Raw genomic sequence first — 26,529 nt, forward strand, 5'->3', positions numbered from 1 at the left:
CCGACCGGAACGTCAACCATGTCCACGCCCCTGCTCTCGCTTTACCACCGCCTGCAGCGCTGGCCTGCCGGCAACTGGCTGTTCTCACGCGCGGTGTGCTTCAAGGCGCCCTACTTCGCCAGCATCGCGCCACGCATAACCCGTCTGGAGCACGGCCGCTGCGAAGGCACGCTGGCCGACCGCCGCAAGGTGCGCAACCACATCGGCACGGTGCACGCGATCGCGATGTGCAACCTGGCCGAGCTGACCGCCGGGTTGATGGTCGATGCCTCGCTGCCGAAGGGCATGCGCTGGATCCCGAAGGGCATGCAGGTGCAGTACCTGGCCAAGGCACGCGGCATGTTGCATGCAGTGGCGCTGCCGGCGCAGCCGATCGTGGCGACGGCTGAAGGCTACGCGCTGCCGGTGACGGTGAGCGTGCGCGACCGTGCGGGCACCGAGGTGTTCAGCGCGGTGATCGACATGTGGCTGTCGCCGGTGAAGTAGTGTTCCCGCGAACGGCGCAGCCCCTCGTGGGTGGACGCTGAAGGCCGTTCATCGGTTGGGCTGGAGGGGTGGGGCCAGGCGGGGACGCCGTGAATCCGTCCGTGGAGGCTTAGCCGCGCCATCCATGGCGCGGATACCCCGCCCGGCCCCACCCCTCCAGCCTCTGACAGATCTCTGCGGCGTCCACCCACGAAAGAGAAAAAAGAAGAACAAAAGCAAAAGCGGCCCATCGGCCGCTTTTTTCATGCGCGCAGAACCCACGAGCGCAGCGACCCGCTGTTGCTCTTGATCTTCTTTTTCTTCTCTGTGGGCTGGCCGCGCACGGAAACTGTCAGGGGTGGGGCGGGTGGGCCGTGCAGGGGCGTTGGCGCCATGGATGGCGCCATCGAGCTTACATGGACGTACTTGCAGCGTCCCCTGCACGGCCCACCCGCCCCACCAATCACATGAACAGCTCTACGCGACCACCCCACGAGGGGCTGCGCCGTTGGCTGGAAACTACGCCAGCGCGCGAAACACCAACGCCAGAATGGCCGGTACGGCCTGGATCATGAAAATGCGCCGGCTCACGCTGTACGCGCCATAGCACCCGGCCACCACCACGCAGGCCAGCGAGAACGTCACCAGCACCGGCTGATCGATCACCAGCCCCACCACGATGCCCGCCGCCAGGAAGCCGTTGTACAGGCCCTGGTTGGCCGCCAGCACGCGCGTGGTCTCTGCCTTCTCGGGCGTGTTGCGGAAGGTCTTCAGGCCCAGCGGGCGGGTCCACAGGAACATCTCCAGCACCAGGAAGTACAGGTGCAGCACCGCGACCAGCACGGTCAGCAGCAGCGCGATCAGCGACATCGTTTCTCTCCTCGAAATGACTGGACGGGATCAGCGGTCGCGCGGCAGCTTCTTTTCTTCGCGCAGCACACCGAATGCGGCAGCGGTCATGCACGCGGCAGCCACCACGCCACCGATGAACACCACGTGTGAACCAAACAGCGACAAGCCCTTGTGCACCCAGGTGAAGCTCAGGTCGGCACCACGGTAGACCACCGTGTCGATGGCCGCACCGGCCTTGTAGCGCCATTGGCGGTCCACCCGGGTGTAGATGGTTTCGCGTGCCGGCTTGAAGAGCGAGAATTCACTGGCGCGGGTCAGCACCTGCACCACCGCCACCATCATCGGCAGCGGCGATGCGGCCAGCACCGAGAAGCCGATCAGGATGGCGAACGCGGGAATCAGCAGGGCCGGGGCTATGCCGTGGCGCGACAACAGCCAGCGAGTCAGACTCAACTGCAACAGAAGCGTCAGCGCGTTCACCGCCAGGTCGATGCGCGAGAAGAACGCGGTGCTGGCAGCCGGGTCGTTGAAGGCCGCGCGCACGATGCTGGCCTGCTGGTTGTACAACAGGGTGCCCACGCCCACGCCGAACACCACCAGCACCGCCAGCCAGCGCAGCAGCGGCTCGCGTGCGATCAGCTTCAGGCCGTCAAGCACGCTGCCGCCCATCGGCTTCTCGCCCGAGACCAGCTGCTGCTCGCGTTCGCGCAGCACCGCCCAGTGCCGCAACCGCCAGATGCATAACAAGCAGACAATCAGGAAACCCGCAGACACCAGCATCAGGTTGGCGATGCCCACACGCTGTGCCAGCGCGCTGGTAATGAGCGGGCCCAGGAACGCGCCTATGGTGCCAGCCGCGCCGATGTAGCCGTAATACGCCCGCGCCTGCGCGTTGGAGAACACGTCGGCCATGAAGCTCCAGAACACCGCCACCGCGAACAGGTTGAACACCATCACCCAGAGGAAGAAGGCCATGCCGCGCCCCGGCACGTTGCTGTCGAACAGCGCGTAGAAGCCCAGCAAGGTGACGATGAAGAACCCATACACCGCCGGCAGGAACACCCGCCGTGGGAAGCGGCTGACCAGCCAGCCGTACACCGGCTGCAGCACCAGCATGATCACGAACACGCAGGAGAACAGGAACTGCAGGACGAAATCCTTCAGCGCGATGCCATGACTGGCGAACCAGGCGATCAGCATCGGCGGGAACACCGTTTCCAGGTCGGCCGAGGCGGCCATCGCCTCCCGCACCGGGCGCAGCACGTAGTAGCCGCTGAGCAGGCAGAAGAAGTACAGGAACGACCACCACAGCGCCGGCGACTCACGCAGTGCCGCCGTCAGCCCACGCAACGGCCCCTTGCCCTTCACCGCGCTCACGCGGTGTCCCTCGCCAGAAGACGGCGGTTGGACAGCGGCATGGCAGGCTCCGGGGCGGTGAAGCGCGTACGTTAGCCAATGCACTGCAACATCGCCAGCAGCAGCCTCGCAGAAGGCCGCAACGCAGTGTCACGGCCCCGCCCGGACGACACGTTCCGACACATGCTTTCGGGGCGTCAAAATCCCAACTTTTTCAACGAGATGCGCATTCATCTTCGCTTTGTTTGTGCACAAGGGAAAAGCGGCGCTAGAATCGCCATCAGCAGTCGCGCACGGGTCTCCACGATGAAAAAGAACAGCCTGCGTCGTCCGATCCGTTCGGCGGCCACCGGTTTGCTGGGCATGTTGATGCCCGTTGCCTTGTCCACCACCGCGCAGACCCCGCCGCCATTGCCGCCGATGCCGGCCAACATCGAATCCGCCGCCACCGCCGTCGCCCACACCCAGCCCGCCGCTTACCGCACCGGCCTGGTGCCGCAGGTGCAGCTGCCGGCGGCCGGCTTCAACGTGGCCAACATCGAATCGATGGCGCAGCAACTCACCTATGGCGAGCGTGTGCCCGGCATGGCCGTGGCCATCGTGCAGGGTGGCCGCGTACTCAGCGCGCGTGGTTATGGCGTTACCGATGTCAACAACCCGCTGCCGGTCGACGCCCACACCGTGTTCCGCCTGGCATCGCTGTCCAAGGCCTTCGCCGGCACCATGGCCGGACTGCTGGTCAACGATGGCACGCTGCGCTGGGACAGCAAGGTCACCGACTATGTGCCGGGCTTCCGCCTGAACTCTCCGGAAGCGACCGATCGCCTGACCGTGGCCGACGTGCTCAGCCACCGCGTCGGCCTGCCGTACAACGCCTACGACCGCGACATCGAAGGCAACGCCGAGTACTACGCACTCACCCAGAAGCTGGCCAATACCAGCCTGAAGTGCCTGCCGGGCGACTGCTACGCCTACCAGAACGTGGCCTTCAGCCTGATCGGCGACGTGGTCTATGCCGCCTCGGGGAGCTTCTACGAGCAGTCGGTCGAGCGCCGCATCTTCAAGCCGCTGGGCATGAACGATGCCAGCCTCGGCCTGGCCGGCATCCAGGCCAGCTCGCGCTGGGCGCGTCCGCACGTGCGCAGCCGCAATGGCTGGGTGTCGCTGACACCGAAGCCGACCTACTACCGCGTCGCCCCGGCCGCCGGCGTCAACGCCAGCGCCAGCGACATGGCGCAGTGGCTGCTGGCCCACACCGGCCATCGCCCGGACGTGCTGCCGGCACCGCTGCTGGCCACCCTGCATTCGAGCCTGATCAACACCCCGGGCGAAATGCGTTCGGGCTGGCGCCGCGAGCGCCTGCATTCGGCCGGCTACGCACTGGGCTGGCGCACCTTCGACTACGCCGGCCACGATGTGGTGTTCCATGCCGGTGCCGTGCAGGGCTATCGCGGCCTGGTCGCGCTGGTGCCGGAACGCGATCTCGGCATCGCCATCATGTGGAACGGCGAAAGCGGCCTGCCCAGCGGCCTGCTGCCGACGGTGCTCGATTCCGCGCTCGGCCTGCCGACGCAGCGCTGGCTGGACGTGGACACCGACTTCGGCAGTGACAACCTGATGGCCGAAGGCGCGAGCCCGGCGCAGCAGGACAAGCGCAAGGGCAAGGGTGCTTCGAGCAACCGTGCGGTGGCCTCGCCGCGCTGAGTTGGCGGGCTTCACCGTGTGTGCGAAGGGCGGCCTGCGGGTCGCCCTTTTTATTGGCTCTGACCCGTCCTGAATTGGGTTGACACCTTTTCCCTCTGGAAAAGGAATGTTCAATGAAATCAACAATCAGGCGCAGTCAGCGGGATTACTCGCTGGCCTTCAAGTTGTCCGTGGTCGATCAGGTCGAGCGTGGAGAACTGACCTATAAGAAGGCTCAGGAGCGATACGGTATCCAAGGCAGCAGCACGGTTCTGAAGTGGCTTCGCCGCCATGGTCGGCAGGATTGGTCAGGTGGTGCATCATCTGCCCCCATGACGACTTCTCCCAAAAGTGGACCGGCCACGCCGCTGACGCCGGAACAACAGATCAAGGCCCTGCAGGTCCAGTTACGGGAGGCCAACGAGAAAGCACAGCTTTTCGAAGCCATCGTGGATGTCCTCAAAGAGGATTACGGGGTGCGCATCGTAAAAAAGCCTTCAGGCAAGTCCTCACGCAAGGGCGCCTCAAAGGCGTAAGCGTGGCAAGGGCTTGCCGCCATTTCGGCATCAGTCGACAGGCGTTCTATCAAGCGGGGTGCCGGCATCAACGACGACGCGCCAGCGAGACCAAAGCACTGGCGCTGGTGAGCGATTGCCGCGTGCGGCAGCCACGGATCGGGACGCGCAAGTTGCACCATTTGATCGGACCGAAGCTGCAGGCGGCGGGAATCACCATGGGACGTGACCGGTTGTTTGACGTACTTCGGGAAGCGCGCCTGCTGGTACCGAAACGTCGGGCTTATCACAAGACTACCGACAGCCATCATCGCTTTCGCAGGCATCCGAATCTGCTCAAACCTGGCCAAGGATGCGTAATACCAACCGGTAGCGAGCAGGTGTGGGTGGCGGACATCACCTATCTGCCGACGCAGGGGAAGTTCGTGTATCTGAGCCTGGTCACCGATGCCTGGTCGCGCAAGATCGTGGGCTGGAGCGTGCATGAAACGCTACAGACAGAGCAGGTAGCTCAGGCGCTGGAGATGGCGCTGAAAGGGAGAAAGACATCGCAGAAGCTGATCCATCACTCTGATCGTGGAATCCAGTACTGCTCGGATTACTACCAGAAGATCCATGCGCGGCACGGCCTGACCTGCTCGATGACCGACGGCTACGACTGCTATCAGAACGCTCTGGCAGAGCGAGTCAACGGGATCCTCAAGTGCGAGTTCCTGCTTCATCGCCCACGGGACCTGGGGCAAGCCCGCCAGATGGTGGCTGAGGCCGTAGACATCTACAACGCTGAGCGCCCCCACCTGTCCCTTAAAATGCAGACGCCCGATGCGATGCATCGGGCGTCTTTGGCCGCCTGACGGCGGCCGGACCATCCACCCATCGGTGTCAACCTATGGCAGGACGAGTCACTCTTGTAGAGTCGAGCCATACTCGACTCCGCTGGAACTGTAGAGTCGAGCCGTGCTCGACTGTTCGGGCAAAGCAGTCGAGCATGGCTCGACTCTACAAACGGAAGGCTAATGCGCGAAGTAGTGCATGCCGCCATCCACCGGAATCACCGCGCCGGTGATGTAGCCGGCCAAGGGCGAGGCCAGAAAGGCCACCAGCGGCGCCACCTCCTCCGGATCACCAAAACGCCCGATCGGAATGTTGCGTTCGATGAACTCACGCCGGCTTTCCTCGGTGGGATGCAGCCGGTCCCGGATCTGAGCACTGTTGATGCGTCCCGGCGCGATTGCATTGACCGTGATGCCCTGTGAGGCCAGCGCCGACGACAGCCCTTTGCTCCACAGATGCAACGCCGCCTTCGCCGCCGTGGCAGCATTCACCGCGCGCGGTTCCATTGAACCGCTGAGGTTGATCACCCGCCCCCAGCCCTGCGCCTGCATCGCCGGCAGCAGTGCCTGGGTCAGGCGTCGTGCCGAAGAGAAGTTCAAGGCCATGGCTTCCTCCCAGACATCATCCCCCGCATCCACCGTGGTCGGCCGGCCTCCTCCAGCCGCATTGACGAGGATGTCGACACGCGTCAGTGCCGCCGAGGCTGCATCCGCAATGTGGCGTACCTGCTCCGCATCGGTGAGGTCGCCCAGCAGGACGATCGGTGCCGGCGCGCCTGCAGATTCGATCTCCGCCGCCAGTGCATGCAGCGGCTCGGCACGCCGTGCGCTGATCGCAATGCGTACTCCCTGGGCCGCCAGCAGCCTGGCCACACCGGCACCGATGCCACTGCCCGCCCCGGTGACCAGCGCGGTACGCCCTTCAAGCCCCAGATCCATGATGTTCTCCCAATCCGCCAGCCGGTACATCCGGCCCGCCCAGTACATGCTGTTTGATCACCCCTGATTGATAAACTCCGCGCAGGTTTCAGCATTCAACACCCGGGGTGTCAGATGAATCTGCTGGAGAGCATGCAGGTCTACGTACTGATCGTGGACAAGGGCAGCCTCAGCGCTGCGGCGGCGGCGATGGATATCTCGGCGACGATGGCCGGCAAGCACCTGCGTGCGCTGGAAGCACGGCTGGGAATGCAGCTGTTGAGCCGTACCACCCGGCGCCAGCACATGACGCCCTTCGGCGAGGACTACTACACCCGCTGCCGGGAGATCCTGCGGCTGGTGGAAGAAACGGACGCACAGGCGCAGCACCAGCAGCTGGCACCGGCGGGCACGTTGCGCATCAGTGCGCCGGTGATCTTCGGCACGCACGCACTGGTACCGGCACTGGCCGAATACATGGCGCGCCATCCGGATGTCCGGGTCGAAGTCACGCTGAGCGACCGCGTGGTCGACCTCGCCGAGGAGGGTTTCGAAGCGGCGCTGCGCATCGGCACGCTGGCCGACAGCAGCATGCTGGTGGCGCGTGCGCTGGCACCGTATCGCTTGATGATGTGCGCATCGCCGGCGTACCTGGCCAGGCATGGCACGCCTCGCAGCCTGCGCGACCTCGCCCTGCATCAGTGCCTGTCCTTCGAACCGAGCGCACTCGCACAGTGGCTGCAGGCCGACGCTGGCGAACTCGAGCGTGTGCCCGGCGGCCGGCTGCAGATCAACAACGGCGAAGCGCTGCGCACGGCAGCGCTGCACGGGCTGGGCATCGTGCTGCAGTCGGCACTGCTGCTGGCTGCCGACATCGATACCGGACGCCTGGTGCAGCTGTTCCCTGAGTTCGGCCAGACCGGTCGGCCGATGCACGTGGTCTACGCCCACGATCGCTACCACTCGACCCGCCTGCGCAGCTTCCTGGACTTCCTGGTGGAGCGCTTTCCACCGGCGCCGCACCGCTAGCGTCGACCGTCAGAAAAGCAGTCGAGCACGGCTCGACCCTGCAAACGGCCCATAAAAAAACCCCCTCCCCGCTGGGCAGTCAGGGAAGGGGGTTTCAGGATGCGGCTATCGGGAAGTACTTAGATCAGCGGCGCCGGGGTTGCCGGCAGAGCGACCGGAGCAGCCTTCTTCTTGCGGGCGGCCGGCTTGCGCTTGGCAACCTTCTTCGCTGCCTTCTTCGGGGCAGCCTTCTTGGTCGCCTTCTTCGCGGTCTTCTTTACTGCCTTCTTGGCAGTCTTCTTGACGGCCTTCTTGGCAGTTGCCTTCTTCGCGACCTTCTTGGCCGGCTTGCGGGCCGTTGCCTTCTTGGCAGTCTTCTTGGTGGCCTTCTTGGCTACCTTCTTGACGGCCTTCTTCGCGGTCTTCTTGACGGCCTTCTTGGCAGTGGACTTCTTGGCTACCTTCTTCGCCGCCTTCTTCACTGCCTTCTTCGCAGTGGTCTTCTTGGCGACCTTCTTCGCAGCCTTCTTCACTGCCTTCTTGGCGGTCGCCTTCTTCGCGACCTTCTTCACTGCCTTCTTGGCAGCGGCCTTCTTCGCGACCTTCTTCACCGCTTTCTTGGCGGCGGGCTTCTTCTTCGCAGCTTTCTTGGTTGCCATGGGATGGCTCCTCGTCAGTGATAGGGAGTTGAAACGCCCAGGTGGATCAAACCCGCGGATGCTGCGTGCGGGGACCGCCGGCGCGTCAGGCGCGCCGTTACGGATGCGGCAATGCCCGCCTCGATCGGCGGAGCGGACATCGGAACGGGAGTTGCCTTGCATTTCTCCGGGGGAAGCGGGGCCATGTCCACCGTCATCAGGGTCGCGGTGGTCTTGAAGGGGCTGCTTCGCATCGGACGATTGATTCTGCGCACTCGGTTGGGCAGGCAAGGTCTGCTGAGGCGAAACCTAATCACGGTTTTTTTTACTGTCAACAACCCCCGCGAAAAATTTTCACATCCGCGCCATCCCGGACGCCGCCCTCGCCACCGCCGTGCGCGCCCTGCAACGACCATTGAAGCGGCGCGCACGCGCGCCGCATACGACGAAGTCGATGCGCTCTCTGAACAAAAAACACTTGAAATAAGCACTCTGCGCAGATAGGCACATGTTCCGGACAACAGCTCACGTGCATCGCCGATGGTCACCGGCACCGTCGCCAACGCCAGCACAACGGGGCCGCAACGGGGGGCGAAAAGTTTTCACATTCGATCGCTTGGGCGCGGGGCGGAAACGCGGATTTGCGCAAAACTGCGCACGCTGATCGGCACCGTTCGTCTGTCGGCTGATGCCACGCCGAGGGTGCAGAGCGAACCCGCCGTCATGAGTCCGACGCACTCGCCAAAACAAAAACGGCCACCCGAAGGTGGCCGTTCCAGAACCCGGAAGTGACGACTCAGTGGTCGTCGTTTTCCAGGGCTTCGGCATATGCGTCCGGATCCAGCAGTTCGTTGACCTCTTCAGCGTTGGTCAGTTCGACCACGAACATCCAGCCTTCGCCGTAGGCATCTTCATTGATGGTTTCCGGCTTGTCGGACAGCGCCGAGTTGACCTCGACGACCTTGCCGCTGATCGGGCTGTAGACGTCCGAGGCGGCCTTCACCGACTCGACAACGGCGATCTGCTCGCCAGCCTTTGCGTCGGCGCCGACTTCCGGCAGTTCGACGTAGACCAGGTCACCCAGCAGGCCCTGGGCGTGGTCGGAAATACCGACGGTGACACGGCCATTGCCTTCGACACGGGCCCACTCATGGGACTTGAGGAACTTGAGGTCGCCGGGGATCTCGCTCATGGGACTGCTCCAGAGATATGCAGGGGTGGAAAAAACGGGGCTAGTGTAACCAACCGGCCGCCACTGCTGTCAGTGACGATCGGCAGTTTCGGATCAGGCGTCGGCGAGCACGCCGGGCTGGGCCTGACCTTCGCGCACGAACGGGAACTTGACCACGCGCACCGGCACCTGCCGGCCACGGATGTCGACGGTGACCTCGCCAAGTTCACCGGCCGGTACACGGGCGAAGGCGATGCCCTTGGCCAGGGTCGGCGAGAAGGTGCCGGACAGGATCTCGCCCTGGCCGCCGGCGGTGGTCACCGCCTGACCATGGCGCAGCACGCCCTTCTCGTCCATCACCAGGCCGATCATCTGGCGGGCGGTGCCGGCAGCCTTCTGCGCTTCCAGCACGTCGCGGCCGATGAAGTCGCGGCCTTCGTCCAGCGACACGGTCCAGGCCAGCGCCGCTTCGTACGGGCTGATCTCTTCGTCCATGTCCTGGCCGTACAGGTTCATGCCGGCTTCCAGGCGCAGCGTGTCGCGTGCGCCGAGGCCCGCCGGCTTCACGCCCGCCGCCAGCAGGCGGTTCCAGAACGCGACCACTGCGTCCTGCGGCAGCAGGATTTCGAAGCCGTCTTCGCCGGTGTAACCGGTACGGGCGACAAACAGTTCGACGCCGTCATCGGACTGCACCTGCAGGGCGGCGAAACGGCCCAGCTTGGCCAGCGCTGCGCGATCGCTTTCGCGGGCCAGGCCGATGACGATGTCGCGCGCCTGCGGGCCCTGCACGGCGAGGATGGCCAGGTCCGGGCGCTGCTCGACGGTGACGCCGAACGGTGCAGCCTGCTCGCGCAGCCAGGCCAGGTCCTTCTCGCGGGTGGAGGCATTGACCACCATGCGGAAGAAATCGTCGCCCAGGTAGTAGACGATCAGGTCGTCGATGACGCCGCCGCGCGGATTCAGCATGCACGAGTACAGCGCCTTGCCGGTCACCTTCAGCTTGTCGACCGAGTTGGCCAGCAGGCGGCGCAGGAACGGCTTGACCTGATCACCGCGCAGGTCGACCACGGTCATGTGGCTGACGTCGAACACACCCGACTCGCGACGAACGAGGTGGTGCTCGTCGAGCTGCGAGCCGTAGTGGATGGGCATGTCCCAACCCCCGAAATCGACCATCTTGGCGCCAAGGGCGCGGTGGGTATCGTTGAGCAGCGTCTTCTGGGTCATGACCGGGTCCGGCAGCAGAGGAAACAAGAATCCCCATTATCCCAGATCGGTCGCCCGCAGGTCGCGCCGCAGCGCAGCGGGGTGTTTGGCCGGCCTGCGGCCGGCGCCGCTTTCTACAGCTGGAGCGCAAAGCCTGAGTTCATCGGCTCTGGATTGACTCGGCCGGGGCGGGTCGGAGCGAGTGCTTTTGCTCTTTGCTCTTTTTCTTTTTCCGTGGGCTGGACGCGCACGGAAACTGTCGGGGGCCGGGCGGGTTGGGTTCGCGGGACCGTTGGCGCCATGGATGGCGCCATCGAGCCCCCATGGGTGAGGGCGCTTTGCTTGCGAAGCACTGCTTCGCAAGCGACCGAACGCGCAGCCGCCAGCGGCTGGGCCGGACCGCGGAGCGGGGTCTACGGCGTGTCCCGCGAACCCAACCCGCCCGACCCAGACACATGAACCACCTTCCGCGACCACCCACGAGGGGCTCCGCCGTTGGCTGGGAACCCCTAGGCCACCGCTTCGACCAGCAGCGTGCTGCCCTGCACCGCCACCACCCGTACCAGGCTGCCGGCCTGCAGATCCGGTCCATTCACCTGCCAGGACGCATCGTCAATACTGACCCGTCCCTGGCCACCGACGATGGCCTGCTGCAATGCGACCTCCCGGCCGACCAGCTGCTCGGCACGGCGGTTGAGCAACGGCGCATCGCTGGGTCGTGCCCGCGGCCTCCCCCAGCGCCGGTAGCACTGGATCGAGACCACACTCAGCAGGACGAAGGCGATCACCTGCCACAACAGTGGAATGTCGCTGAACACCGCAACCAGTACGAACACCGCCGCCGCACCAATGCCGATCCACAGCATGAACGCACCCGGCGCCAGCGCTTCGGCCGCGAACAGCAGCAGCGCCAGCGCGCCCCAACCGACGACTTCCCAGCGCATGTCAGCCTCCGAGCGGCGGCGGCCGCTTGCCGGCGGCCTTGTTGTCCTGGCTGGCCAGCGCCTGCTTCGCCAGTTCGGCCACGCCCGCGATCGAACCGATCACGCCACTGGCCTCCATCGGCATCAGCACCAGCTTCTGGTTCGGCGAACTGGCCAGCTCCTTGAACGCTTCCACGTACTTCTGCGCGACAAAGTAGTTGATCGCCTGCACGTCACCCTCGGCAATCGCGGCCGACACCACCTTGGTCGCCATCGCTTCGGCCTCGGCCAGGCGCTCGCGCGCCTCGGCATCGCGGAACGCGGCTTCGCGGCGGCCTTCGGCTTCCAGCACGGTGGCCTGCTTCTCGCCATCGGCGCGCAGGATCTCCGACTGCCGTGAACCCTCTGCCTCGAGGATCTGCGCGCGCTTCTCGCGCTCGGCCTTCATCTGCCGCGCCATCGCATCCAGCAGATCGCGCGGCGGCTGGATGTCGCGGATCTCGATGCGGTTGACCTTCACGCCCCAGGGATTGGTGGCATGGTCGACCACGCTCAGCAGCTGGGCATTGATCACCTCGCGCTGGCTGAGCGATTCATCCAGATCCATCGAACCGATCACGGTACGGATGTTGGTCTGCACCAGGGCGATCATCGCCACTTCCAGGTTGGCCACCTCATAGGCGGCCTTGGCGGCATCCAGTACCTGGAAGAACACCACGCCGTCCACGCGCACGGCGGCGTTGTCCTTGGTGATCACTTCCTGGCTGGGCACGTCCAGCACCTGCTCCATCATGTTCACCTTGCGCCCCACCCCGTACACGATCGGGATCAGGAAATGCAGGCCGGGGGTCATGGTGTGCGTGTAGCGCCCGAAGCGCTCGACGGTCCACTCGTAGCCCTGGGGCACCATCCGTACTGCCTTGAACAGGATCACCACGGCCACGAAGGCCAGTACCACGGTAAAGAACATGGTCGGGAACATCTTGCTTTCCTTATCTATGACGTCCAGGCCCCAGCATAGCGCGTGAAGGCCACATTCACAGCGGAGCTACCAGGGCACGCGCCCGCGCAGGATGTCGGCGAACATCACCCAGTCGCCCATGAACGAGTACAGCGGGTGCTGGAAGGTGGCCGGGCGGTTCTTCTCGAAGAAGAAATGGCCGACCCAGGCGAAGCTGTAACCGCAGAACAGGGCGGCCAGCAACAGCACCGGCTGCCCGCGCAGGATCGCTGCAACGACCAGCAGCAGCACGCCGCAGCTGCCGACGAAGTGCAGCCGGCGCGATACCGGGTGGCGGTGCTCGCTGAGATAGAACGGATAGAACTCGCGGAAGCTGGCGAAGCGGGACATGTGCGTGTTCCGGGGGCCGTGGTCACCGCCATCATGCGCCTTCCCGGGAGGGAAAGCGGCCTGGACAGCGTGGCCGATTCTGACAAGTCAGTGCATGATCCGGTGGCGCTGCCTTTGTAGAGGCGAGCCATGCTCGACTGGCCCTCCCAGTTGCAGTCGAGCATGGCTCGACTCTACATAAGAGCGGAAGCCGTCGAGCATGGCTCGACGCTACAAGAGCCGAAGCCGTCGAGCCTGGCTCGACGCTACAAGAGCCGAAGCCGTCGAGCCTGGCTCGACGCTACACCGGGGGCGTGCGCGGCCCGAACATGATCACCGCCATGCCGGCCAGGCACAGGGCTGCGCCGAACAGGTCCCAGCGGCTGGGGCGGATGCCATCGACCAGCCACAGCCAGAACAGCGCGGTGCCGATGTAGACACCACCGTAGGCCGCATAGACCCGGCCACTGGCGGTCGGGTGCAGGGTCAGCAGCCAGGCGAACAGGGCCAGGCTGGCCGCCGCCGGCAGCAGCAGCCACACGCTGCCGCCCTTGCGCAGCCACAACCACGGCAGGTAGCAGCCGACAATTTCGGCCAGCGCGGTCAGCAGGAACAGCGCGAGCGTCTTCACGCCTTCTCCGCCGCCTTGGCGTGCTGCCACAGTGCTTCCTGCGCATCCAGGTCCATCGACGCCAGCGCTCCACCCTGGGCGTCAGCCTGCGCTTCCATCGCACGGAAGCGGCGTTCGAACTTGTGGTTGGCCCCGCGCAGCGCCGCACCCAGATCGATATCGGCGTGGCGCGCCAGGTTGGCGCAGACGAACAGCAGGTCGCCCAGCTCTTCCTGCAGGCGCGCCTTGTTGCCGGCGATGTCGCCGCGCTCGAACTCCTCGCGCAACTCCTGCAGTTCCTCCGCCGCCTTGTCCAGCACCGGCAACGGGCCCGGCCAGTCGAAACCGACCTTGGCCGCGCGCGACTGCAGCTTCACCGCTCGCTGCCATTCGGGCAGGCCACGCGAGATGCCGGCCAATGCGGAGGTGTCCTGCTCGCCCTTGGCGGCACGCTCGGCACGCTTGATCGCATCCCAGTTGCGGGTCACCCCATCGGCGTCATCGACGCTGACATCGGCGAACACGTGCGGGTGGCGGCGCTGCATCTTGTCGCTGATCGCGCGTGCGACCTCGGCGAAAGCAAAGGCGCCCTGCTCCTCGGCCATGCGTGCATGGAACACCACCTGCAGCAGCAGGTCGCCCAGCTCATCGCAGAGATCATCGAGGTCGCCACGGTCGATCGCATCGGCCACCTCGTAGGCTTCCTCGATGGTGTACGGCGCGATGGTCGCGAAGTTCTGTTCCAGGTCCCAGGGGCAGCCGCCCTGCGGATCGCGCAGGCGCGCCATGATCGCCAGCAGGCGCTCCAGTTCGTTGCTGGCGGCACTGCCGGCGATGGGGGTGTCATGCGCGCTCATGCGGCCTCCAGGGTCAGTCGGACAACCAGTCGCGCCACGGCAGGCTGGTGTCACCAAGGGCAATGAAATCGCCGTTCAACAGGGTCTCGCGGCGGTTGTAGCGGAACGGCTTGCCGGTCGCTGCCGACAGTACCGCGCCACCGGCGGCATGCAGCACGCACTGGCCGGCGGCGGTATCCCATTCAGAGGTCGGGCCGAGCCGCGGATAGACATCCAGGCCGCCTTCTGCAATCCGGCAGAATTTCAGCGACGAGCCCTGCGCGATGGTCTCGATGCGGCCCATGCGCGCCAGCAGCGCCTCGGTTTCCGGCGAGCGGTGCGAACGGCTGGCGGCGACGCGCAGCGGTGCGGTGGCCGGCGTGCGGGTGCGCAGCACGGTGTCGTGCAGGCCCTGCCGCCGATAGGCCAGCTCGCCGCGCATGGCATGCCAGACGATGCCGGTCACCGGGGCCAGCACCACGCCGAAGGCCGGTGCGCCCTGGTAGATCAGCGCGATGTTGACGCTGAACTCGCCGTTGCGCTTGACGAACTCACGGGTGCCATCGAGCGGATCGACCAGCCAGTAGGCGCCCCAGTGGCGGCGCTGTTCCCAGGGGACCTGCGCCGATTCCTCGGACAGGATCGGCAGATCCGGGGTCAGCTGCTGCAGGCCCTGCTCGATGACCTGGTTGGCGGCCAGGTCGGCGGCGGTGACCGGGCTGTTGTCGTCCTTGAGCTGCACGTCGAAGCCATCGGCATAGACCTGCATGATGGCCTGTCCGGCTTCCTGGGCAATGGCGATGGCGGTCTCGCGCAGGTCCGTGGTCAGTTTGATCATCGCAATCCCTGCAGCCACTGGCGGGCAATGAACAGCGCCGCCAGCGAGCGTCCCTCGGAGAAGTCCTCGCGCAGCATCAGCTGGTCCAACTCGGCCAGCTTCCACGGGACGACTTCCAGCTCTTCCGGCTCGTCGCCGGCCAGCTTTTCCGGGTACAGGTCGCGCGCCACCACCAGCCACGACTGGTGACTCATGTAGGTCGGGGCCAGGGTCATCGCGCGCAGCACATCCACCCGGCGCGCGCCGTAACCGGCCTCTTCCTTCAGTTCGCGGTCGGCGGCCTGCTCGGGGGTCTCGCCGGCATCGATCCGGCCCTTGACCAGGCCCAGTTCGTAGCGGTGCATGCCGGCGGCGTATTCACGTACCAGCAGCACGGTTTCGTCGTCGAGCATCGGCACCACCACCACCGCGCCATGCCCCCGGCTGACCAGCCGCTCGAAGCGGCGGCGTTCGCCGTTGGAGAACTCCAGGTCCAGGTGCTGGCGCTGGAAGGGACCGTTCTCCTCATCGGTGATCCGATGGATGATCGGCAAGCGACGGCCGGCACGGTCATCGTTCATGCGGAATCTCCGCGGCGGCCGGCGCCTGCGCCGGGGCCGATAGAATGTGCAGGCAGCAACATGTTCATGAGCCCGAAATGCTAGCAGACCCAACCCCCTCCCCGCTGGCCCGCCACTGGCGGCAGCGCGACCTGCAGGTGCTGTGGCACCCGTGCACGCAGATGCGTGAGCATCCGCACACCCTGCCGCTGGTGCCGATCGCCCGTGGCGAAGGTGCCTGGCTGATCGACCACGACGGCAACCGCTATCTGGATGCGGTGAGCAGCTGGTGGACCAATCTGTTCGGCCACGCCGAACCGCGCATCGGCGGTGCCATCGCCGCCCAGGCCACGCAGCTGGAACAGGTGATGCTGGCCGGCTTCGGTCATGAGCCAGCGATCACCCTGGCCGAACGCCTGCTGGCGCTGGCCCCGCGCCAGCCTGGCCGCGAACCGCTGGCCAAGGTGTTCTACGCCGACAACGGTTCAGCTGGCGTGGAAGTGGCGCTGAAGATGGCCTTCCAGTACTTCCAGAACCGCGGAGAGCCGCGCCGCACGCGCTTCATCGCGCTGGAGAACGGCTACCACGGCGAGACCCTGGGCGCGCTGGCGCTGGGTGACATCCCGCTGTATCGCCGCGTCTATGCGCCGCTGCTGGCCGAAGGGCTGTTCGCGCCCTCGCCCGACGCTTACCTGGCCGAGCCCGGCCAGAGCGCCGCCGATCGCGCGCGGCAGGCGGCGGATGGACTGGCCACGCTGTTCGACCAGCATCCGGGCGAGATCTGCGCGGTAATCCTGGAACCTCGTCTGCAGTGCGCGGGCGGCATGCGCATGCATGACCCGGTGTACCTGCAGCGGGTTCGCGAACTGTGCGATGCCCACGGCGCGTTCATGATCGCCGACGAGATCGCCACCGGCTTCGGCCGCACCGGCACCCTGTTCGCCTGCGAGCAGGCCGGGGTGATGCCGGACCTGATGTGCCTGTCCAAGGGCCTGACCGGCGGCTTCCTGCCACTGGCCGCCGTGCTGGCGACGCAGGCACTGTACGACGCCTTCCTCGACGACTCGCGCGAGCGCGCGTTCCTGCACTCGCACAGCTACACCGGCAACCCGCTGGCCTGCGCGGCCGCGCTGGCGACGCTGGACATCTTCCGCGACGACGATGTGATCGCCCGCAACCGCGGCATCGCCTCGGTGATGGGCACGCTGGCCGCACCGTTCAGCGACCATCCGCACGTGGCCGACGTGCGCCAGGCCGGCATGGTGGTGGCGTTCGAGCTGTCGCGCGATGGCAACAAGCGCACACCGTTCGACCCGGCCATGCGGCTGGGCCTGCACGCCTACAAGGCCGCGCTGAAGCGCGGTGTGGTACTGCGTCCGCTGGGCGACGTGCTGTACTGGATGCCACCCTACTGCGTGGATGACGAACAACTGGAGCTGCTGGCACATACCACGCTGGCGGCGATTGACGAGGCGATTGCATGCGCGTGACCCGCTGCCCCATCGACCTGGCGCTGCACAGCGGCCAGACCGTGACCCTGCCGGAAGAGACCGCCAACCACCTGGTACGGGTGATGCGCCTGCGCGAGGGCGATACCTGTGTGCTGTTCAACGGCGACGGCCATGACTACAGCGCCACGCTGACCGTGGCCGGCAAGCGCGAAGTGCAGGTGCGCATCGACGCCGTGCAGGCCATCGACACCGAATCGCCGCTGGCGATCACCCTGCTGCAGGGCATCGCCCGCGGCGAGAAGATGGACCTGATCCTGCAGAAGGCCACCGAACTGGGCGTGGCGGCGATCATTCCGGTCAACGCCGAGCGCACCGAGGTGAAGCTGGATGCAGCACGGGCGGAGAAGCGCGTGGCGCACTGGAACAATGTGGTGACCTCTGCCTGCGGCCAGTCCGGGCGCGCGCGCATTCCGCACGTGGGATCCCCGCTGTCGCTGGCGCAGGCGGCAGCGGCGCTGCCGCCCGATACGCTGCGGCTGACCCTGGACCCGCTGGGCACACATCGCTTGTCGACGCTGGCGGCCGCTCCGGCAGGCGGCATCGTGATCGCGATCGGCCCGGAAGGTGGCTGGTCGCCGCGCGACCGGGATCAGTTGGCGGCGGCAGAATTCCAGGGCCTGCAGCTGGGCCCGCGCATCCTGCGCACGGAAACGGCCGGCCTGGCCGCGATTGCAGCGTTGCAGGCACGGTTGGGGGATCTGGGGTAAGGCCCGATTCCTGGTAGTGCCGGCCGCTGGCCGGCAACCGCATGATTCCGTGGATGCCGGCCAGCGGCCGGCACTACCAGGAATTCAAAATGCCCGGCGGATGTCCGATCAGGCCGCCAGCGAATCCAGCGCCGCTTCCAGCGCGTCCAGGTTCGGCAGCAGCGCGCTCTGCTCGCCCAGCAGCACACGCATGTGCACGATGTCCGGCAGGGTTTCTTCCGAGGCGTCAGCCAGCAGGCCGTCGCGCGGAACCGAAATCAGCTGCGGGAAGTTCTGCGTCAGCAGGGCGTAGTACGGGCGTTGCGCGTTGCCGCTGAGGGCCTTCAGTACCACCACCTTGTTATGGCCGCTCACGGCTTCCTCGCCCAGTCCCGAAAGACGTGCGAACGACACCAGCGGCACCTGCCAGCCGTGCCAACCGATCTCGCCCACTAGCCAGCGCGGCGCATCGGAGACCGGCTGCACCGGCACGCGCGACATCATTTCGGCCACGGTGGCATTGGGCAGCAGCACGCGCGCGTTGCCGGCCTGGATCAGGACGCCACGGATTTCGTCATTGCTGGCATAGCTCATGGTGCTTCTCCGTTGTCGTCCTGCTCACCCCAGCGCGCGGCAATCGCCTGCGCCAGTTCCTGCGGTTCACCGGCCACCATGCCGGCAGCAACCACCGCCGTGGCCGCAGCCGGGTCGTAGCAGCCCTCGCCCACCTGACCGGCCACCCATGCACCGGCGGCGGCCAGATCCAGCGCCGGACCAACATGCGCAAGGTCAGCGCCGCTGAGCAGGACCAGCGCGGTGTGGTCAGCTGGCAGCGCGGCAATCGCAATGCCCTGCGCGTCGCTGACGAAATGCAGGCCGTCACTGGCTGCCTGCACGCCGATGTCATCGGCCAGCACGTGCACTTCACCCGGAGTTGCACGCTGGCCGGCTTCAGCCAGCTGCACCGGCAACGGCGACACGCGTGCCATCTGCTTGACCAGGTTGCCGTAGCGCCCGCCATCCAGGCGCATGTGCACCAGGACGGGCACGCTCAGCGAAGGCGGCAGCGCGCCGAGCAGGCGACGCAGCGCATCCGGGCCACCGATGCCGGCCAGCACCAGCAGCGATCCGGCGCGTGCGCCCACGGGCTCAGCAGCGTCCAGATCGACCAGGCTCAGATGACCGGTATCGAAGGAAGGCAGCGGAGCCTCCACGGCAGCGTGGTGCGGAGCGGTTGCCGAGGCATCGGCCTCGTCCTCGACCAGCGACCAGGCGGTGTGGTCGAGGGAGACCGGCGGTAGCGGCGGTGCTGCGGACGCGGTCTCTGCCAGCGACGGCAGTGCGGGGGCCTCCAGCCGCTCAGGCACCACCGGCTGCAAGGCCGCCAGCGCCTGTTCCAGCGCGATCGGTTCGTGCAGCTGCGCAGGCGGCGAGTACAGAGTGTCAGCGGGGACCTCGTCAGCCCAGCTCAATGCCTGCTCCAGGTGCGGCTGCAGCGCTTCTTCCTGCGGCGCCGGTGGCGGTGCCGGGTGGCCCGGCTCCAACTGCAGGCTGGGTTCTTCTTCGGCCCCCGGCGGCAACACCTGCTGGTGGCCATGCAGCTTGGCGGACAGATGACGGCCCCAGCGCTGAGCCTCCCAGCCATCACGACGTGCAGCCAGTTCGGCCTCGTCGAAGACCAGGGTCAGACCCGGTGCGGACAGCACCGCTTCCAGGCGCTCCAAGGCGTCCTCGATGGCGGCTTCCAGCGCGATCACCACGAATTGCGGGCGCGCCTCCTGCAGGACCCGCGCCTCCAGCGTGTTGGGATCATCTTCCAGCACCAGCTGCACATCGGCGTGCGACAACGCCTCACGCAGGCGCTCGCGCGCCGCGCCGGGACGGGCCAGCAGGGCCACGGCCGGAGCCGCTTGGGTTTCACTCACGGACACGGGCGATCCCCAGCAGGTCGTACACGTTACGCATCAGGTCCAGTTCCTGGTACGGCTTGCCCAGGTAACGCTGGACACCGATCTCGAAGGCGCGCTGGCGGTGCTTGTCACCGCTGCGCGAAGTGATCATCACGATCGGCACGTCCCTGTAGCGCGGGTCGGCACGCATCGCGGTGGCGAGCTCGTAGCCATCCATGCGCGGCATCTCGATATCCAGCAGCATCAGGTCCGGCACGCGCTCTTCCAGCCGCTCCAGCGCCTCCACGCCGTCGCGGGCGACGCTGACCTCGAAGTTGTGGCGTTCGAGGATGCGGCCGGTGACCTTGCGCATGGTCAGCGAGTCGTCGACCACCATCACCAGCGGCACCTGGCGCTCCTGGCGCGGTGCGTTGGCCAGCACAGGCAGCGTCGGGTTGGCGAGGAAGCGGCGCACCAGCGGCGCCACGTCCAGGATCACCACCACGCGGCCATCGCCGGTGATGGTCGCGCCGTAGATGCCCGGCACCGACGCGATCTGCAGGCCGACCGGCTTGACCACGATTTCGCGGTTGCCCAGCACCTGGTCGATCGCCACGGCGGCACGCAGATCACCGGCACGGACCAGCAGCAGCGGCACCTGGTCCTGGCCATCGGCACGCGCCGGGGCCTGCCCGACCAGGCTGCCGAGGTCGTACAGCGGATAGTCTTCGCCGCTGTAACGGTAGCTGCTGTCGGCGGCTTCGAAACGCTCGCGCGACAGGCGGCCGATACCACTGACCGAGGCCACCGGCACCGCGAAGGTGGTTTCGCCGATCTGCACGAACACCGCCTGGGTGACGGCCAGCGTCTGCGGCAAGCGAAGGGTGAAGCGCACGCCCTGGCCCCGCACCGACTGGATGTCGACCGAGCCACCGAGCTGGCGCACTTCGTTGCGCACCACGTCCATGCCCACGCCACGACCGGCCAGCTGGCTGACCTGGTCGGCGGTGGTGAAGCCGGACGCGAAGATCAGGTTGTCCAGCTCCTGCTCGTTCGGCTGCGCATCGGCGGCCAGCAGGCCACGGTCGATGGCGCGGCGGCGGATCGCCTCGCGGTCCAGGCCAGCACCGTCATCGGCCACTTCCAGCACGATTTCCGAACCTTCGCGGTGCAGGCGGATGGCGATCTCGCCCTCCTCCGGCTTGCCGGCGGCGCGGCGCTGTTCCGGCGCTTCCAGGCCATGAGCCACGGAGTTGCGCAGCATGTGTTCCAGCGGCGCGACCATGCGGTCGAGGACGTTGCGGTCCAGTTCGCCGTGGGTTCCTTCCAGGGTCAGGTGGACCTGCTTGCCGGTATCCATGCCGGACTGGCGGACCACGCGGCGCAGGCGCGGCACCAGGCCATCGAACGGCACCATGCGCGCGCGCATCAGGCCATCCTGCAGCTCGGAGCTGACGCGCGACTGTTGCTGCAGCAGCGAATCGTACTGGCGCGACAGATCGTCCAGCACGCCCTGCAGGCCACCCAGGTCGGCCGCCGACTCGTTCAGCGCACGGCTGAGCTGCTGCAGGGTGGAGAAGCGGTCCAGCTCCAGCGGATCGAACTTCTGGTCGGCCTGGTCCTGCTCGCGCTGGTAGCGGGCGACGATCTGCGCCTCGGTTTCCAGGTCGAGTCGCCGCAGCTGGTCGCGCAGTCGCGCATTGGTGCGCTCCAGTTCGCCCATGGCACCACGGAAGGCACCCAGCTGCTGTTCAAGCCGCGAGCGGTAGATCGCCACTTCACCGGCATGGTTGACCAGGCGGTCGAGCAGGTCGGCACGCACGCGCACCTGCTCCTGCTGCGGACGCGCCAGCGGATCTTCATCGATCACGCCCTCGGCCGGAAGCGGAGCCGACAGCGGCGCTTCAATCGGGGTCGCCAGCGGGCCCGCGGCCTGTGCGGGCACGGTCTCGATCTCGCTGGCCGCACGCGCGGCCGCAGCGGCTGCGGCAATATCGATGGTGGTGCGGACCTCGAAGGCTTCGACCAGATCCTGCGCCGGCTCCACCACGCGGTGCGCGCCGGTGCGGGTGAGCAGCTGGTGCAGGCGGTCAAAGCCACGCTCCAGCAGCTGCACGTCGCGGCGTTCGATCTCGGTACGGCCAGCGGCCACCGCCTCCAGCAGCGATTCGATGCTGTGGCCAAGGTCGCCGATGGCATTGATGCCAGCCATGCGTGCGCCACCCTTCAGGGTGTGCAGATCACGCTGCAGGCCGGCCAGCACCTCGCGGTCCTGCGGTGCATCGCGCAGTTCGCTGATCAGGCCATCGCAGTGGTCGAGCAGGTCCTTGCCTTCCTCGACAAAGATATCGACCAGCTCGCGGTCGTACACGCTGAAGTCGAGTGCATCGGCGCCGTCTTCGGCATCCGCCGCAACAGGTGCCTGCTCGTGGTGCGGCGCACGCGGCACGATGTCGGTCGCTGCAACCTGTGCATCGGTATCGACCGTGCCCTGGCCCGGTGCGTCTTCCATTTCGAAGAAGCGCACCGCAGCAGTGCCGCCCTGCGGCGCCTCTGCGGTGATCTCCTCAATCACCGTCGCCGGGGACGGCTGATCGGCGCTCTCTCCTTCACCGACCGCCGCCTCCCCGCCGACGTCCGCATCCTCGGCAAAGGCATCTGCCTCACCCGGCGCGAGTTCGCTGGCCTGGAGGCCGATCACGGGCCATTGCCCGTCGTCGTCCAGGGTCTGCTCCTCCTCGATCACGTGCAGGCCGGCCTCGAGCGCGGCTGCCAGCGTGACCGGTTCTGCAAAACCCGGCACAGCCATTTCATCCTGCAGGCTCGACAGCTCGCTGTCGAGTGGCAGTGCAGCAGCGTCGTCAATGACGTTGTCATCGTCACTGTCCGAATCAAACGGCAACGGCGTATTCAGGTCGATCGCGTCAACTTCCGCAGACACCGGCAACTCTTCCGCGTCGCGGTCATCCACCGGCAGCGCACTGGCGTCGAGGTACGGCGACAGATCGTCCGCCATGGTCAGATCAGCGTCGTCGACCGTCGCGATCGCCGGCACGGCATCTGATTCGTCCTGGGCGACATCAGGCGCACTTTCAATCGGCTGGATCGATTCAATCGCGCCGGTGTCGTCCGCGGCAGGTTCACCTTCGCCCGGCACCGACGGCCAGCCGGCGTCGAAGTAACGCGAAAGATCGTCGCTGGCGGTCAGCTCACCCACGTCCAGGCCGCTGTCGGCTGCGACGTCCAGCGCCTCCAGCCCGGTTGCAGCTGGAACCGGTTCCAGCGCATCTTCGGCATGCGACTGCGGCTCGGCAATGAAATCGGTCGCCGCATCGAAAGCGGACGGCATGCTGGTTTCGTCCAGCGTGTCCAGCCCGGCCAGCGGCGCTTCGGCCGCGGATGCCTGCTCGGCATCAGGCGCCAGCTCGACGCCCTCTTCGTCCTCGTCTTCCAGCGCGAACAGCGGCCAGCGCGCTTCCGGCAGCTCGCCGGCCAATGCCTGCAGCCGCTGCACCAACGCGCCCTGCGGAACAATCCGCGGCTGTTCGGCCTGCAGCGCTTCCATGGTCGCGGTGATCGCCTGCGCGGTCGCATCCAGTGCGGCTACGCCCTCGTCGCCAGGCACCACGTCGGCGGCCAGGGCGCGCTTGATGTAGGACTCGGCACCGCCGGTGACCGCCGTGATTTCCGGCACTTCGGTCATCGCGAAGGCGCCGTTCATGGTGTGCACCGCACGCAGCAGTGCGTCGCTGACCGGCTGCGGTGCCTGCTGCGCCGAGCGCAGCCATTCCTGCAGGGTCGCCTGGTGGACTTCGACCTCGGCCTCGAGGATCTCGCGCAGTACGCTGTCGATGTTGGCCGGGGTACCGGCGTCTTCCGCCACCGCCGTGGCATCGGCCTGCGCCGACGCAGCGGCCTCGGCTTCCAGCAGGCGGCTGATTTCGTCTTCGCCTTCGGACTCGGCCAGTGTCGCTGCCGGTGCGGCCGCAGCCGGCAACGGCACGTAGAAGGTCTCCTCGCCGGCACCGACCCGATCGGCAATGGCCTGCATCGCCTGCAGGTCCACGCTGATGCGCTGGCCATGGCGCAGCGCGGCGTTCAGCTGCGGCAGCGCGGCATGGGCGTTGTCGACCATCGCCAGCACCGCCGGAGTCGCCGGGCGACTGCCATCGAGCACGCGATTGAGCATGCCTTCGATCTTCCAGGCGAACTCGCCCAGGGTGCGTGCACCCACCAGGCGGCCACTGCCTTTGAGGGTGTGGAAGATGCGGCGGATCGGCCGCAGCCGGTCCATGTTGTCCAGCTGCATGCGCCATGCCGGCAGCAGCGTGCCCAGGTTGGCCAGCTCGTCGTCGAACTCTTCCAGGAACACCTCGCGGATGTCCTCGTCGATGTTCTCGGCATCGTCGTCGAAGCCGGCCTCGAAGCCGGTCTCGGTGCCGGCCACGACCGGGATGTCCGCAGCGGGTGGAGCCGCCATGGCCTGCGGATTGAAATCGGCCGCCGCGGCGCTCAGCTCGGCGAAGAACTGCGCGTCGGCTTCGCTGAAGTCGATGGGCGCGATGGTGTCGATATCAATCACCGACACCGCCGGTGCCGGTGCATCGGAGACCGGCGTCAGCACCTCGGCCATCGGCGCGGGCACGTCCTCCTGCACATCCGCCGGAACCGCGTCCGCTTCGGCAACCACAGGGCTTTCGTCCAGCCGCACGGATGCAGCGGGATCGACGATCTCCAGCGCCGGGTGCAACCCGGCGTCGTCGTCCAGCGACAGCGTCTCCATCGCGTGCAGCGACAGCACGTCGTCGGCATTGTCCAGCGCATCGGCGTCGAAACGGAACACCACGTCGTCACCGGCGGCGACCACATCGTGCTCGGCAGCCACCGGGTCGAACACGGGCGCGGCAACGTCAGCGGTGTCAAAGGGCACCGACGCGTCGACGTCGTCCTCGACATCCATCACAGCCACATCGGCCAATGCCGGCGGTGTTGCCTCCGACAATGTCCACTGCGGCGCCGGTTCCACGCTGGTTTCGGCCCGTTCGAAACTGACCGGGTCGAAGCTGGCGAAGGTCGGACTGCGCTCGTCTTCGGCACTCGCGGTCGGCTCGGAGTCCGGATGGAACGGTGCGAGATCCCATTGCGGTACCTCGGGCGCAGGCGCGCTGGACGCGGCGAAGACCAGCGGTGCATCCGCGTCGTCATGCAGCGACAGCGGTGTGGAGGCGACACTCCCCAGCGCCCCGAACATCAGGCGGTTGTCCACCACCTCCGGTGCAGGCGCGGCCGGTGGCGGATCGAAGGTGAAGTCCGGCAGCGGCACCGGCACCGTGCCGGCGGCGGGCGCGGCCGGCTGCACCGGAATCTCGATGGGCTCCGGCTGCACCGGCTCGGCCTGCAGCGCGATCGGCTCGCGGTCCACCAGCAGCGATGCGAACGGAATCGGCGCGGCGGCAACAGGCGCCACCGCATTGCGGTCCGGCAACGGCCAATAGCGCAGCGCTTCAAGGCTGCTGCGGGTGATGTCGAGGATGTCCTCGCGACCCGGGCGGCGGTCGCGCAGAGCCTCGAGGTAGTACTCCAGGCTGGCCATGGCATCGGCCAGGGTGTCCAGCTGGCGGCCACTGGGCACGCGCTGGCGACCGATCAGCTCGGCTTCGATGTACTGCTGCACACCGCGCAGGTAATCGGCGGCGGTGTTCAGGTCGAGCATGCGCAGCGCACCGGACACATCGCCCAGCAGGCGCGGCACGTCCTGCAGCTCGGCATGGTTCCAGCTGGTTTCAATGAAAGCGACGAAATGCTCACGGGCCGCGGCGAAGTTGGCGATGGCTTCATGCGCCAGCACTTCCACGGTGCGCCGGTTCTCGACCGCGCTCGGATCGTCCTCGCCACTGCCACCGGCGCCCAGATGGGCCACCTGGTCGTCCAGCGAGGCATCCACGTACAGCAGTGCGCCGGCGATATCCAGCAGCAGGTTCTCGTCGATCTGCTGGCGCCCTTCGACCACGCCACGCAGCGCATCGCGCTGCTGCACGACCACGCCGCGGGCAACGCCCAGGCCCATCATGCCCAGCGTATCGGCCACGGCGCCAAGTTCGTTGGCCTGGGTCTGCAGCTGTTCGGGCGCACCGCCAGTACGCAGGTGCAGGTCCAGCGCATCCTTGATGCGCAGCAGTTCTTCCTTCACCGCGCTGCCCACGGTATCCAGCAGCTCGCGGTTGCGCCCGCTCAGGCTGCCCCGGGCATGGTCCAGCTCGGCCTCGGTGGCGCTGACGCTGTCCGGCGCGAACGCCAGCAGCACGCTGTCATGCACGCCCTCTTCGCCACGCGCGGCACGGATTTCGTTGAGCAGCGGCATCAGCACGATCGGAATGTCGCGGTGGCCGTTCTGCAGGCGCTCCAGGTAATCGGGCAGCAGCACGCTGCCGCGCATCAGGGTCGCGCAGGCTTCATCCCGATCAGCCACGCTACCGGCGCCGATGGCATTGGCCAGCTGTTCCAGCTCCTCGGCCACCATCGCCGGGGCGTACAGCTCGACCATGCGCAGGGTGCCCTGCACCTGGTGCAGGTAGCCGGCGCAGATGCGCATGCGGCTGGCATCGGCCGGGTCTTCCGCGTAGTACTCGACCTCGTTGCGCACCTGGCGCAGGGTCTCGTCCAGCTCGGGCTTGACCCAGCCCAGCGCTGCGTGGCTCATCGCATCGCGCAGACTGCTCATG

Annotated in this window: 23 protein-coding genes; 7 read left to right on the plus strand and 16 right to left on the minus strand. The window is 66.8% G+C overall.

The genetic code is table 11. The features are described from left to right. The first annotated feature begins 18 nt into the window (after positions 1 to 18). Positions 19 to 486 (plus strand): hotdog fold domain-containing protein, encoded by a 468-nt coding sequence (locus ACZLIB_RS17420; protein WP_478468252.1) that lies wholly within the window; start codon positions 19 to 21, stop codon positions 484 to 486. A gap of 498 nt (positions 487 to 984) precedes the next feature. On the opposite strand, the gene ACZLIB_RS17425 is transcribed toward ACZLIB_RS17420, so the two are convergent. After that, a complete protein-coding gene (locus ACZLIB_RS17425) occupies positions 985 to 1,335 on the minus strand; it encodes a DUF1304 domain-containing protein (protein WP_107433148.1) in 351 nt (116 codons plus the stop codon). Between the two features lie 30 nt (positions 1,336 to 1,365). Further along, on the minus strand, positions 1,366 to 2,694 hold the full coding sequence (locus ACZLIB_RS17430) for an NTP/NDP exchange transporter (protein ID WP_478468253.1): 1,329 nt from the start codon (positions 2,692 to 2,694) through the stop codon (positions 1,366 to 1,368). Positions 2,695 to 2,979: 285 nt separating this feature from the next. Here ACZLIB_RS17430 and ACZLIB_RS17435 point away from each other — a divergent pair, with 285 nt between their 5' ends. Then, entirely contained in the window at positions 2,980 to 4,377 is a 1,398-nt protein-coding gene (locus ACZLIB_RS17435) for a serine hydrolase domain-containing protein (RefSeq protein WP_032130059.1), read from the plus strand. Positions 4,378 to 4,490: 113 nt separating this feature from the next. Continuing rightward, a protein-coding gene (locus ACZLIB_RS17440; RefSeq protein WP_251476039.1) for an IS3 family transposase occupies positions 4,491 to 5,725 on the plus strand; the annotation gives its coding sequence in 2 pieces (ribosomal slippage) (positions 4,491 to 4,842 and positions 4,842 to 5,725; 1,236 coding nt in all). A gap of 159 nt (positions 5,726 to 5,884) precedes the next feature. Here ACZLIB_RS17440 and ACZLIB_RS17445 read toward each other — a convergent pair. Then, on the minus strand, positions 5,885 to 6,643 hold the full coding sequence (locus ACZLIB_RS17445) for an SDR family NAD(P)-dependent oxidoreductase (RefSeq protein ID WP_049400632.1): 759 nt from the start codon (positions 6,641 to 6,643) through the stop codon (positions 5,885 to 5,887). A gap of 114 nt (positions 6,644 to 6,757) precedes the next feature. Here ACZLIB_RS17445 and ACZLIB_RS17450 point away from each other — a divergent pair, with 114 nt between their 5' ends. After that, positions 6,758 to 7,651, plus strand: a complete 894-nt coding sequence (locus ACZLIB_RS17450) for a LysR family transcriptional regulator (RefSeq protein ID WP_049463542.1) — start codon at positions 6,758 to 6,760, stop codon at positions 7,649 to 7,651. A 119-nt stretch (positions 7,652 to 7,770) separates the two neighbouring features. Here ACZLIB_RS17450 and ACZLIB_RS17455 read toward each other — a convergent pair whose 3' ends face one another. Next, positions 7,771 to 8,451, minus strand: a complete 681-nt coding sequence (locus ACZLIB_RS17455) for a histone (RefSeq protein ID WP_182266552.1) — start codon at positions 8,449 to 8,451, stop codon at positions 7,771 to 7,773. Between the two features lie 21 nt (positions 8,452 to 8,472). Between ACZLIB_RS17455 and ACZLIB_RS17460 the strand changes: the two genes are divergently transcribed. Then, complete coding sequence (locus ACZLIB_RS17460; protein ID WP_125895567.1) at positions 8,473 to 8,772, plus strand: hypothetical protein; 300 nt, start codon at positions 8,473 to 8,475, stop codon at positions 8,770 to 8,772. Between the two features lie 292 nt (positions 8,773 to 9,064). On the opposite strand, the gene gcvH is transcribed toward ACZLIB_RS17460, so the two are convergent. The 9 genes from gcvH to nudE form a co-directional block, all read right to left on the minus strand. Then, positions 9,065 to 9,460, minus strand: coding sequence for a glycine cleavage system protein GcvH (gcvH, locus tag ACZLIB_RS17465; protein ID WP_005410701.1), 396 nt, complete (start codon positions 9,458 to 9,460; stop codon positions 9,065 to 9,067). Positions 9,461 to 9,553: 93 nt separating this feature from the next. Beyond that, a complete protein-coding gene (gcvT, locus tag ACZLIB_RS17470) occupies positions 9,554 to 10,666 on the minus strand; it encodes a glycine cleavage system aminomethyltransferase GcvT (RefSeq protein WP_032130056.1) in 1,113 nt (370 codons plus the stop codon). Positions 10,667 to 11,154: 488 nt separating this feature from the next. After that, positions 11,155 to 11,589 (minus strand): NfeD family protein, encoded by a 435-nt coding sequence (locus ACZLIB_RS17475; RefSeq protein ID WP_478468255.1) that lies wholly within the window; start codon positions 11,587 to 11,589, stop codon positions 11,155 to 11,157. 1 nt (position 11,590) lies between these two features. Continuing rightward, complete coding sequence (locus ACZLIB_RS17480) at positions 11,591 to 12,550, minus strand: SPFH domain-containing protein (RefSeq protein WP_005410704.1); 960 nt, start codon at positions 12,548 to 12,550, stop codon at positions 11,591 to 11,593. 66 nt (positions 12,551 to 12,616) lie between these two features. Further along, positions 12,617 to 12,919 (minus strand): Mpo1-like protein, encoded by a 303-nt coding sequence (locus ACZLIB_RS17485; RefSeq protein WP_049422150.1) that lies wholly within the window; start codon positions 12,917 to 12,919, stop codon positions 12,617 to 12,619. A 280-nt stretch (positions 12,920 to 13,199) separates the two neighbouring features. Beyond that, positions 13,200 to 13,529, minus strand: coding sequence for a YnfA family protein (locus ACZLIB_RS17490; RefSeq protein ID WP_032130110.1), 330 nt, complete (start codon positions 13,527 to 13,529; stop codon positions 13,200 to 13,202). Beyond that, entirely contained in the window at positions 13,526 to 14,365 is an 840-nt protein-coding gene (gene mazG, locus ACZLIB_RS17495) for a nucleoside triphosphate pyrophosphohydrolase (RefSeq protein ID WP_049422149.1), read from the minus strand. Before mazG ends, ACZLIB_RS17490 begins: the two co-directional genes overlap by 4 nt. A gap of 13 nt (positions 14,366 to 14,378) precedes the next feature. Then, a complete protein-coding gene (gene cysQ, locus ACZLIB_RS17500; protein ID WP_049400405.1) occupies positions 14,379 to 15,182 on the minus strand; it encodes a 3'(2'),5'-bisphosphate nucleotidase CysQ in 804 nt (267 codons plus the stop codon). Next, positions 15,179 to 15,742, minus strand: coding sequence for an ADP compounds hydrolase NudE (gene nudE, locus ACZLIB_RS17505; protein WP_010482713.1), 564 nt, complete (start codon positions 15,740 to 15,742; stop codon positions 15,179 to 15,181). Before nudE ends, cysQ begins: the two co-directional genes overlap by 4 nt. A gap of 77 nt (positions 15,743 to 15,819) precedes the next feature. Here nudE and bioA point away from each other — a divergent pair, with 77 nt between their 5' ends. Together bioA and ACZLIB_RS17515 are read left to right on the plus strand one after the other, a co-directional pair. Next, positions 15,820 to 17,211, plus strand: coding sequence for an adenosylmethionine--8-amino-7-oxononanoate transaminase (bioA, locus tag ACZLIB_RS17510; protein ID WP_285303450.1), 1,392 nt, complete (start codon positions 15,820 to 15,822; stop codon positions 17,209 to 17,211). Beyond that, entirely contained in the window at positions 17,202 to 17,939 is a 738-nt protein-coding gene (locus ACZLIB_RS17515) for a 16S rRNA (uracil(1498)-N(3))-methyltransferase (protein ID WP_478468257.1), read from the plus strand. Before bioA ends, ACZLIB_RS17515 begins: the two co-directional genes overlap by 10 nt. Positions 17,940 to 18,047: 108 nt before the next feature. Here ACZLIB_RS17515 and ACZLIB_RS17520 read toward each other — a convergent pair whose 3' ends face one another. From ACZLIB_RS17520 to ACZLIB_RS17530, 3 genes are read right to left on the minus strand one after another with little or no spacing between them, the layout of a single operon-like run. After that, a complete protein-coding gene (locus ACZLIB_RS17520) occupies positions 18,048 to 18,512 on the minus strand; it encodes a chemotaxis protein CheW (RefSeq protein WP_065723902.1) in 465 nt (154 codons plus the stop codon). Further along, a complete protein-coding gene (locus ACZLIB_RS17525) occupies positions 18,509 to 19,849 on the minus strand; it encodes a chemotaxis protein CheB (protein WP_478468259.1) in 1,341 nt (446 codons plus the stop codon). Before ACZLIB_RS17525 ends, ACZLIB_RS17520 begins: the two co-directional genes overlap by 4 nt. Further along, positions 19,836 to 26,528, minus strand: coding sequence for an Hpt domain-containing protein (locus tag ACZLIB_RS17530; protein WP_478468260.1), 6,693 nt, complete (start codon positions 26,526 to 26,528; stop codon positions 19,836 to 19,838). Before ACZLIB_RS17530 ends, ACZLIB_RS17525 begins: the two co-directional genes overlap by 14 nt. Position 26,529 lies beyond the last annotated feature (1 nt).

The sequence above is a fragment of the Stenotrophomonas sp. 220_Sma genome, assembly GCF_056487375.1.

Coding starts and splice junctions, on each gene's coding strand:
- ACZLIB_RS17420 (WP_478468252.1), top strand. CDS start 19: ATGTCCACGCCCCTGCTCTCGCTTTACCACCGCCTGCAGCGCTGGCCT.
- ACZLIB_RS17425 (WP_107433148.1), bottom strand. CDS start 1,335: ATGTCGCTGATCGCGCTGCTGCTGACCGTGCTGGTCGCGGTGCTGCAC.
- ACZLIB_RS17435 (WP_032130059.1), top strand. CDS start 2,980: ATGAAAAAGAACAGCCTGCGTCGTCCGATCCGTTCGGCGGCCACCGGT.
- ACZLIB_RS17445 (WP_049400632.1), bottom strand. CDS start 6,643: ATGGATCTGGGGCTTGAAGGGCGTACCGCGCTGGTCACCGGGGCGGGC.
- ACZLIB_RS17450 (WP_049463542.1), top strand. CDS start 6,758: ATGAATCTGCTGGAGAGCATGCAGGTCTACGTACTGATCGTGGACAAG.
- ACZLIB_RS17455 (WP_182266552.1), bottom strand. CDS start 8,451: ATGCAAGGCAACTCCCGTTCCGATGTCCGCTCCGCCGATCGAGGCGGG.
- ACZLIB_RS17460 (WP_125895567.1), top strand. CDS start 8,473: ATGTCCACCGTCATCAGGGTCGCGGTGGTCTTGAAGGGGCTGCTTCGC.
- gcvH (WP_005410701.1), bottom strand. CDS start 9,460: ATGAGCGAGATCCCCGGCGACCTCAAGTTCCTCAAGTCCCATGAGTGG.
- gcvT (WP_032130056.1), bottom strand. CDS start 10,666: ATGACCCAGAAGACGCTGCTCAACGATACCCACCGCGCCCTTGGCGCC.
- ACZLIB_RS17475 (WP_478468255.1), bottom strand. CDS start 11,589: ATGCGCTGGGAAGTCGTCGGTTGGGGCGCGCTGGCGCTGCTGCTGTTC.
- ACZLIB_RS17480 (WP_005410704.1), bottom strand. CDS start 12,550: ATGTTCCCGACCATGTTCTTTACCGTGGTACTGGCCTTCGTGGCCGTG.
- ACZLIB_RS17485 (WP_049422150.1), bottom strand. CDS start 12,919: ATGTCCCGCTTCGCCAGCTTCCGCGAGTTCTATCCGTTCTATCTCAGC.
- mazG (WP_049422149.1), bottom strand. CDS start 14,365: ATGAGCGCGCATGACACCCCCATCGCCGGCAGTGCCGCCAGCAACGAA.
- cysQ (WP_049400405.1), bottom strand. CDS start 15,182: ATGATCAAACTGACCACGGACCTGCGCGAGACCGCCATCGCCATTGCC.
- nudE (WP_010482713.1), bottom strand. CDS start 15,742: ATGAACGATGACCGTGCCGGCCGTCGCTTGCCGATCATCCATCGGATC.
- bioA (WP_285303450.1), top strand. CDS start 15,820: ATGCTAGCAGACCCAACCCCCTCCCCGCTGGCCCGCCACTGGCGGCAG.
- ACZLIB_RS17515 (WP_478468257.1), top strand. CDS start 17,202: ATGCGCGTGACCCGCTGCCCCATCGACCTGGCGCTGCACAGCGGCCAG.
- ACZLIB_RS17520 (WP_065723902.1), bottom strand. CDS start 18,512: ATGAGCTATGCCAGCAATGACGAAATCCGTGGCGTCCTGATCCAGGCC.
- ACZLIB_RS17530 (WP_478468260.1), bottom strand. CDS start 26,528: ATGAGCAGTCTGCGCGATGCGATGAGCCACGCAGCGCTGGGCTGGGTC.